Below are 8730 nucleotides of genomic sequence, written 5' to 3'. Positions count from 1 at the left end.
CACCGGGAGAGGTGGGGGCCGTCGGTGCTCCTGGGGACGCGGGCCGCGTCGGCGGAGCTACTTCTTGGAGGAGGTCTCCTCGAGCTTCAGCGCCACGCCGATGGCGAAGAAGGTCGGGGTCCACTCGCCCACGAACAGGCCCCAGCGGTCGGCCTGGGGCTTGGACTTGCTCTTGCCGAGGCTGATCGTCCAGGAGAGGACCGACAGGCCGATGGAGGCGAAGCCCGCCGCGTAGGCGTGCTCGCTGCGGACACCAAGGTTCTGGATCGTGCTGATCATGGACGTACCTCTTTCCTGTGGCGGTCACCGAGAACGGTGAACTCCTCGAGCGGTGTCCGCCCAGTCTCACACGAAACGCGTCAAGACGAAAGCAGGCTGACTATAAAGTCAGCTGGGAGCGGAAACCGGGCTCCCGCCGGCGGCCCCGGCCGGGACGATCGGCAGTGGGGCGGGGATCGGCGCGTCGCGGCGGAGGGGCGGCGTCGGCGATGTGGGCGGATGTGGGGTCGCCGGGACCTCCATTAACAGATGCAAAAAACTGTTTCCTCATGCAAACTGATCCATACCCGACCCGGTGGTGACCACCGCGGCGGGGTGGACGTCGAACCGGTCGGGGGGCCGGTGGCGTCCTCGACCCGGAGCGAAGGAGCTTCCGGGCCGGGCCGATCATTCCTGGGGGGAAACATGCTGCTGTCCGTCGTGGGTGCTCTGCTGAGCACCGTCGTCCTCGTCTACGTCCTGTCGAACGCCGCCTACACGCGGCACAAGCGCTTCATCACCGGGGCCAGGACGCTGCGCCGGGCCGCCGTCGTCGTCTACGCGGTGCTGCTCGTGCTGAACCTGTGGTGCGCCACGGTCATGCCCGTGACCGTGGTCTGCGACGCGGTCGCGGTGGTGACGCTGGTGGCCACCGGGGTCCTCGGCCTCGTCATCGCCGAGCGGCGGATCCCCGCCACCACCGTGGTCGAGCGCCGCAGGGTGCTGGCCGTGGGGGCGCACCCGGACGACCTCGAGCTCGCCTGCGGGGCGACCCTGGCCAAGCTGGTCGACACCGGCCACGAGGTCCGCGGCCTGGTGATGAGCTCCGGGGAGATCGGCGGCAACCCCGGGCTGCGCCCGGCCGAGGCCCAGCGCGGCGCCTCGTTCATAGGCCTCACCGCCCTGCGGGTGCACAACTTCCCGGACACGAAGCTGGAGACCGTCAGCAACGACATGGTCCGGGCCATCGAGGCCGCGATCCGGGAGTTCGAGCCGGACGTGATCTTCACCCACTCCGCCCACGACCAGCACCAGGACCACTACGCGGTGCACCAGGCCACCCTGCGCGCCGCGCGGGCCCATCACTCGATCCTGTGCTTCGAGTCCCCGTCGGTGACCCGGGACTTCGACCCGTCCGTGTTCGTGGACATCGACGGCTACGTCGACGTCAAGGTCGAGGCCGTGCTCGCCCACCGGGACCAGGCCGGCAAGCCCTACATGACCCCCGGGCGGGTCCGCGGGATGGCCGCCTTCCGCGGGGCGCAGGCCAAGAACGTCAACGCGGAGGCCTTCGAGCCCGTCCGCCTGCTCGGCTCCGCGATCGGTGACCTGTAGGAGAGCCCCCTCCCGGGCGTCGATCGGGCGTCGACCGGGACGCCGTCGACGACGGCGCGGCGTGCCGGCCGGCGGCTCCGGGCGGCACCGGTCCGCTCAGACCGGGCCGGAGCTGCCGGCGGGGTACTCGAGCAGCGGGACCCGGCCGTCCTCGAAGGCGGCCAGCACCTCGTCGACGATGCGCCAGCCCTGCTCCGACGCGTCCCCGCGGACGCCGAAGGTGTGGTCCCCCTCGAGCACGCCCCGCAGCACGCTGCCGTAGGCGGTCAGCCCCGGCCGGGCCATCCCGGAGGAGAGCGTCACCCGGGTCATCCCGCGGGAGTCGAAGGGCCCGCCCACGTTCAGCTCCAGGCTCAGCTGCTCCTCCTCGAGGCCCATGCGCAGGACGTTCGGAGCCACGTCCCCCGAGCGGGGCAGCTGCTCGTAGTCGTGCGGCGGGCGGCGGAACGTCACGGCGATCTCCTGGCGGGGGCGGCCGATCGCCTTGCCCGAGCGCAGGGTGACGGGCACGCCGTTCCAGCGCCACGTGTCGACCTCGAGGACCACCTGCGCGAACGTCTCCGTCCCGCGCTCCGGGTCCACGCCGTCCTCGGCGGTGTAGTCGGGCAGCTCCCGGCCGTCCACGGTGCCGGCGGTGTAGCGGCCCCGGGCCGCGGCCCCCACCGGGTCGTCCTGCCACAGCTTCGTGGCCCGCAGGACGTGACTGGTCAGCGTGGGGATCTCCACCTGGTCGAAGGAGGAGGGCGGCTCCATCATGACGAGGGCCATGACCTGCAGCAGGTGGGACTGGATCATGTCCCGCAGCGCGCCCGTGGCGTCGTAGAACCCCGCGCGGCCCTCCAGGCCCAGGGTCTCGTCGAAGACGATCTCCACGGACTCCACGTGCTCCCGGCTCATCAGCGGCTCCAGCAGCCGGTTGGCGAAGCGCAGGCCCACGAAGTTGAGCACCGCCGGCATGCCCAGGAAGTGGTCCACCCGGAAGGTCCGCTCCTCGGGGACGATCCGGCCCACGAGCCGGTTCAGCTCCCGGGCGGTCTCCGTGTCCGAGCCGATCGGCTTCTCGAGGGCCAGCACCAGGTCCTCCGGCAGGTCCAGCTCGGCCATGACCTCGCACGCCCGCGCGGTGACCGCGGGCGGCAGGGCGAAGTACAGGCAGACGGGGCCCTCGACGTCGTCGAGCAGGCGTGCGAGGTCCCCGGCGTCGGTGACGTCTCCCGGCACGTAGCGGGCCGTCCCGCGCGTGTGCGCGGCGGCGGGACCGCTCGCGCCGACGGAGTCGAAGGCCTCCGCCACGACCTGCGCCCAGTCCTCAGCGGGTTCGCGCGAGGAGCCGACCACGTCGATGCGCAGATCCGGGTCCGAGCTCAGGAGCGTGCCCAGGCCCGGCAGGAGCAGGCGGGACGTGAGGTCACCGGTGGCGCCGAAGATGATCAGGGTCCTGATGTTCGTCATGCCTGCACGGTACCCCGGGCCCCGACGCGCACGCCGTGCGCCCCATCTGCCCCGGCCGGTCCTCGGCCGGGGCTGGTTGAATGGGCGGATGAGCGACGACGCCACCCGGTCCCGGTCCACTCCGCTGGAGGACTACGCGCTGCTGTCCGATCTGCACACCGGGCCGCTCGTGTCCCGGGACGGCAGCGTCGACTGGCTGTGCTTTCCCCGCTTCGACTCGCCGTCGGTCTTCGCGGCCCTGCTGGGCACGCCCGAGGACGGACGCTGGAAGCTCTCCGCCGTCGACGGCGAGGTCGTGTCGCGCCGCTACCTGCCGCGCACCTTCGTGCTCGAGACCACGTGGCGCACCCCCACCGGGACCGTGGTGGTGACCGACTTCCTGCCGCCGTTCGCCGCCGGGGACGACCATCCGGACCACGCCGACCTCGTGCGGCGGGTCGAGTGCGTCTCCGGGACGGTCGAGGTGGAGCACGACCTGCGGATCCGCTTCGACTACGGGCGCGCCCTGCCCTGGACGCGACGGGTCGACCTCGACGGCGACGGCACGTGCGGGCAGCTCTCCATCGCCGGTCCCGACGCCCTGCTCCTGACGGGACCGATGCTGCACCCCGAGGACTTCCCACGCGCCGACCCGCTCGCGGGAGCCGCCCCGGGCATCTCCCCCGACACTTCCCCGGACACTTCCCCGGACGAGCCGGGGCACCTCGACGAGGACGAGGGCGTCGTGGCCGACCGGCTGGGCGGGCGCTTCCCGCTCTCGGCGGGGGAGTCCCTCGACTGGGTGCTGACCTGGCACGAGTCCCACCACGCGCTGCCCACCCCCGTGGACCCCGCCACCGCCCTCGACCGGGCGGTGGCCTTCTGGACCGAGTGGTCCTCCCACGTGAGCACCCACAAGCGGCACGAGCAGGCGGTCCTGCGCTCGCTGCTCGTGCTGCGGGCCCTCACCCACCGCGGCACCGGAGGGATCGTGGCCGCCCCGACCACGTCGCTGCCCGAGGAGTTCGGAGGGGTGCGCAACTGGGACTACCGCTACACGTGGCTCCGGGACGCCGCCCTGACCATCGAGGTGCTCGTCGCCCACGACTTCACCGACGGCGCACTGCACTGGCGCAACTGGCTGCTGCGGGCCGTGGCCGGGGACCCCGACCAGGTCCAGATCATGTACGGCCTGGCCGGGGAGCGCCGGCTGCCCGAGAGCGAGCTGGGCCACCTCGGCGGGTACGAGGCCTCGACCCCCGTGCGGATCGGCAACGGCGCCGTGGGGCAGTACCAGGCGGACGTGGTCGGGGAGGTCATGCTCGCCCTCGCCGCCCTCCGGGACGCCGGCGTGGAGGAGGACCGGTGGTCGTGGGGGCTGCAGAAGAACCTGCTGCGCTTCTGCGAGCGCAACTTCGACCGGGCCGGTCACGGGATCTGGGAGATGCGAGGCTCCTCCGCGTTCTTCGTGCACGGGCGGGCCATGATGTGGGCGGCCTTCGACCAGGGGGTGCGGGCCGTGGAGGAGCACGGCTTCTCCGGGCCGGTGCAGCGGTGGCGGGACCTGCGGGACAGGCTGTGCGCCGAGATCCTCGAGCAGGGGTTCGACGCGGAGCTGAACACGTTCACGCAGACCTACGACAACACCGAGGTGGACGCCTCGCTGCTGCAGCTGCCGCACACGGGCTTCGTGGCCTACGACGACCCGCGGATGCTCGGCACCGTGGCCCGGATCGAGCAGGACCTGCGAGGACCGCACGGGCTGGTGCACCGCTACCGGACCGATTCCGGCCTGGACGGCATCGAGGGCGGTGAGTACCCCTTCCTCATCTGCACGTTCTGGCTCGTGGAGCAGTACGCGCGCAGCGGCCGGGTGGACGACGCCGGTGAGCTCCTGGAGCAGCTCGCGGACTACGCCAACGACCTCGGCCTCTACGCCGAGGAGTACGATCCCGGGCGCGGACGGCTCGCCGGGAACTTCCCGCAGGCCTTCAGCCACCTCGGGTTCATCCGCGCCGTCGACGCCGTGGTGCGGGCGCGGGCCGGCGTCACCCTCGCGGATCGGCTCCAGAAGTAGGCGCCGCCACGGCGCGGACACCGGCAGGGCCGGTGCGGACGTCGAGCGCGGAGGCCGGCACGGAGCAGCGTCGCAGGGCAGCGTCGCAGAGCAGCGTCGCAGGGCAGCGTCGCAGGGCAGCACAGATCGAGGAGAACGGACGGCATGAGCACCTTCGACCGGGCGGCCGGACTGCCGCAGGACCTCACCGACGGCCTCGTCGACGGGCTCGGGGTGGAACGGGCCACGCCCCTCGGCGGCGGTGACACCGCGTCGGCCTTCCGCCTGGAGACGGCGCGGGGACCCCTGTTCGCGAAGACCATGGCGGACCCGCCCGCCGGGATGATGGCGGTGGAGGTCGCCGGTCTGCACGCTCTGCGGGAGCACGCGCCGGAGCTCCTCGGAGTGCCCGAGGTGGTGCGGTGGACGGAGCGCGGCATCGTCCTGGAGTGGATCGACGAGGCCCCCGGTCCGCGCCGGCCCGGCACCGAGGAGGAGTGCGGGCGAGGGCTCGCGGCGCTGCACCGTGTGCACGGGGAGGCCTTCGGCGGGCTCGACCCGGAGCTGCCCGGGCGGATCGGGTCCTTCGAGGTGGACCTGTCCCCGACCCAGGACTGGGCGGGGTTCCTGCTCGACCGGCGGATCCGTCCGCTCCTGCAGGACGCGGTCGGGGCCGGCCGGATCGCCCCGGCCGCCGCGGACCTGCTCGAGGAGCTCACCCCGCGCGCCGAGGAGCTCGCCGGGCCGCCGGAGCCGCCCACCCTGGTGCACGGTGACCTGTGGGCCGGGAACCGGATCGTGGACGGCCGCGGGCGGAACTGGCTGATCGACCCCTCGGCGCACTGGGGGCACCGCGAGGTCGACATCGCGATGATGCTGCTGTTCGGGGGCTTCGGCGAGGAGTGCCTGACCGCCTACGCCGCCGAGCACCCGCTCGCGCCCGGGTGGCAGGACCGGGTGCCGTGGTACCAGCTGCCCCCGCTGCTGGTGCACGCCGTCCGCTTCGGCGGCGGCTACGGGGACGCCGCCCTGCGAGCCCTCCGGCGGCTGCGCCGCTGAGCCGGCCCACGGGGATCCGGCGGGACGAGCACGCGGTGGGTCCTCAGCGCTGCCCGTCCACCGTTCTTCCGGCACCGTACCGGTCGACCCCGTCCTGGGCCGCACCGGTCCGACCGGTGCCGTGCCGACCGGAGCCGCTGTGGACCGCGCCGCTCCGAGCGGCGCCGCTGCCGGTGTCGACCCGCTGACCGGCGCCTCCGCGACCGCCGGCGCGCCGGCGGAAGTACGCCGTGGCGAGCACCACGAGGACCGCCGCCGCGGCCGCGCCCCAGGCCAGGATCATGGACCGCGGCTCGTCCGTGGCACGGCCGACCGCGATCCAGGACAGCCCCCACGCGGCGGCGGCGGCCACGGCCCAGCGGCCGCCGACCCGGCTCTGCACGGCCGCGACCACCGCGGCGAGCACGAGCACGACGCCGACGCCGATCCACTCCGCACCCCGGCCCTCCTGCGGCACGCCCGAGGCCACGAGGGCGGCCGCCACGTTGGCCGCCGTCGCGACGGACACCCAGCCCAGGTACAGCCCGAAGGTGCCGTCCACCACGACCACGTCGAGCGCTCCGCGCCGGCCGGGGACCTCCGTCAGGCGCACCACCAGCAGGCCCAGGACCAGGACCAGGACGACGATGACCCCGACGCTGGCCCAGATCCAGCCCTGCTGGGTGACCAGCAGCCAGCCGGCGTTGAGGAGCATGGACGCCGCCGCGAGCCAGCCGGTGGCGCGGGCCCGGGGATCCGTCGTCCGCGAGGGCAGCCACTGCCAGACGGTGTAGGCGAACAGCCCCAGGTAGATCACCGACCAGATCGAGAACGCCGTGCCGGCCGGGGCGAGCAGGGTGGCGTCCGCGGAGAGGCTGCCGCCGGAGGACTCCTCGACCCGGGTGCCGAACACCCCGATCCCGACGAGCGTGCCCAGCAGGCACGCGATCTCACTGACGGTGACCGCGACCTGCCGCACGCGGTCCGGGGTCGTGGGTCGGAGGTCGCTGCGGGCGGTGTCTGCCGGGGAGGCGGTCACGGCGGGTCCTTTCTCGGGCGTCGCTGGGCGCGGATTCCTGGCCACCACGGTAGGACCTGCACCTGACCGTCACCAGGGACGACGGACACCCAGGACGCCCGAGACACCCAGGAGTCCCGAGACACCCAGGAGTCCCTGGTCCGTGCCCGGTACCCGCGGTACGTCTGGTCCCGGCCGGCGTCCCGGCCGGTCCCCTAGAGTGGCCGGATGCAACCCGAGCAGAACTCCCGCCCCGTCGTGGGCCTCCTCGGCGCCACCGGCATCACCGGGCGCGTGGCGCTGGCCCACCTCCTGGCGCGGGCACCCGAGGCGGGGGTGGACGTCGTCGTCGGCGCCCGGGACCCCGAGCGGGTGCGCGCCCTGTGCGCCGAGCGCGATCTGCCGGTCCCCGAGGTGCTGCACGCCGACATCGCCGACCCCGGCTCCCTGCGCGCGTTCGTCCGCCGGCTCGACGTGCTGATCGATCTCGCGGGTCCCTTCACCCGCCTGGCGCCCCCCGTGCTCGCCGCGTGCGTCGCGGAGGGCACTCACTACCTCGACGTGACGGGCGAGTCCCAGCTCGTCCACCGGACCGACCGGGACCTGCACGAGGCCGCGCGGGCCGCCGGGGTCGCGCTCGTGCACACGGCGGGCTTCGAGGCCCTGCCCGCCGACGTCCTCGTCGACGCCGCCCGGCGGCACGCCGCCGCCCGCGGCGAGACGCTGCGCACCGCGGACCTCGTGACCTCCGTGCGCACCCCTCCGGGCAGCGGGTTCTCCGAGTCGGTCTCGGGCGGGACCGTGCAGAGCCTCGTCGAGGTGCTGCGGGATCCCGACCCGGCCCGCACCGGGGACGTCGCCGCCCGCCTGCCGGACCCCGCACCCGGCAGCGGGACCGCCGCCGACCCCGACGCCGTCCGTGCCTTCAGCCCGCTCCGTCTGCGCGCCCGGACCGCCGGCGGCCGGGTGCTCGCGGCCATGAGCCCGCTCGCGGCGATCAACCCCCCGGTGGTGCACCGCACCCAGGCCCTCAGTCCCGTCCCGGGGGCCGCCGCCCACCCCGTGGCCTTCCGCGAGGCCATGGACCTCGGCCGCGCGGGCGGGCTCCGCGGGGCCGGGCGCTCCGCCGCCGCCGTGGCGGTGGCGGTGTTCCAGTCGCTCGCAGGTGTCGCCGCCAGCCTGCCGCACCCGCTGCGCGCCCGGCTCGCCGGCGTCCTGGCGGGCGTCCTGCCCCAGGTGGGGACGGGACCGGAGGGCGACGTGCTCACCGGCTGGTCGTGGACCACCCGCGGCGTCTTCACCACCCACGAGGGCAGCCGCTTCCCCGCCGCGCTCGAGGCGCAGGGCAACCCCGGCTACGGCACCACCCCGTGGCTGACCACCGAGCTCGCCCTGCGCATGGCGGTGGGCGGCGTCCCGGACGCCGCCCTCGGCTCGTCCACGCCCGCCCTCGCCCTGGACGGCGACCTCGACGCCCTGCTCCCGGCCCGGGTGCGCATCACGGTCGGCTGAGGGCGCCCGGTCCGCCGGCCGAGCGGCGGCCGTCCCGCACGACGGACGTGCACCGGCCCCCGTCCCTCGCGAGGGACGGGGG

The 8730-nt window shown here is 74.3% G+C and carries 7 protein-coding genes; 4 read left to right on the top strand and 3 right to left on the bottom strand.

The window, feature by feature from the left end; all coding sequences use genetic code 11:
• Window positions 1-57: 57 nt before the first annotated feature.
• On the bottom strand, window positions 58-279 hold the full coding sequence (locus tag ACFU0Y_RS15395; RefSeq protein ID WP_368821554.1) for a hypothetical protein: 222 nt from the start codon (window positions 277-279) through the stop codon (window positions 58-60).
• 405 nt (window positions 280-684) lie between these two features.
• Between ACFU0Y_RS15395 and ACFU0Y_RS15390 the strand changes: the two genes are divergently transcribed.
• A complete protein-coding gene (locus tag ACFU0Y_RS15390) occupies window positions 685-1593 on the top strand; it encodes a PIG-L deacetylase family protein (protein ID WP_380215400.1) in 909 nt (302 codons plus the stop codon).
• Between the two features lie 96 nt (window positions 1594-1689).
• On the opposite strand, the gene ACFU0Y_RS15385 is transcribed toward ACFU0Y_RS15390, so the two are convergent.
• Window positions 1690-3045: a glucose-6-phosphate dehydrogenase gene (locus ACFU0Y_RS15385; RefSeq protein ID WP_380215399.1), complete on the bottom strand. Its 1356-nt coding sequence runs from the start codon at window positions 3043-3045 to the stop codon at window positions 1690-1692.
• A gap of 88 nt (window positions 3046-3133) precedes the next feature.
• Here ACFU0Y_RS15385 and ACFU0Y_RS15380 point away from each other — a divergent pair, with 88 nt between their 5' ends.
• Together ACFU0Y_RS15380 and ACFU0Y_RS15375 are read left to right on the top strand one after the other, a co-directional pair.
• Complete coding sequence (locus tag ACFU0Y_RS15380; protein ID WP_380215398.1) at window positions 3134-5101, top strand: glycoside hydrolase family 15 protein; 1968 nt, start codon at window positions 3134-3136, stop codon at window positions 5099-5101.
• 144 nt (window positions 5102-5245) lie between these two features.
• Window positions 5246-6139 carry a fructosamine kinase family protein gene (locus ACFU0Y_RS15375; protein WP_380215397.1) on the top strand — a complete coding sequence of 298 codons (894 nt, stop codon included), beginning with the start codon at window positions 5246-5248 and terminating at the stop codon, window positions 6137-6139.
• A gap of 43 nt (window positions 6140-6182) precedes the next feature.
• Here the strand turns inward: ACFU0Y_RS15375 and ACFU0Y_RS15370 are convergent, their stop codons facing one another.
• A complete protein-coding gene (locus ACFU0Y_RS15370) occupies window positions 6183-7157 on the bottom strand; it encodes a tryptophan-rich sensory protein (protein ID WP_380215396.1) in 975 nt (324 codons plus the stop codon).
• 207 nt (window positions 7158-7364) lie between these two features.
• Between ACFU0Y_RS15370 and ACFU0Y_RS15365 the strand changes: the two genes are divergently transcribed.
• Complete coding sequence (locus ACFU0Y_RS15365) at window positions 7365-8648, top strand: saccharopine dehydrogenase NADP-binding domain-containing protein (protein ID WP_380215395.1); 1284 nt, start codon at window positions 7365-7367, stop codon at window positions 8646-8648.
• Window positions 8649-8730: the final 82 nt, after the last annotated feature.

It is taken from the genome of Kocuria sp. NPDC057446, assembly GCF_042802875.1.
In the GTDB taxonomy this organism is placed as follows: domain Bacteria; phylum Actinomycetota; class Actinomycetes; order Actinomycetales; family Micrococcaceae; genus Kocuria.
Note: the sequence above shows the minus strand (reverse complement) of the source record. Positions and strands in the feature narration are given on the sequence as shown.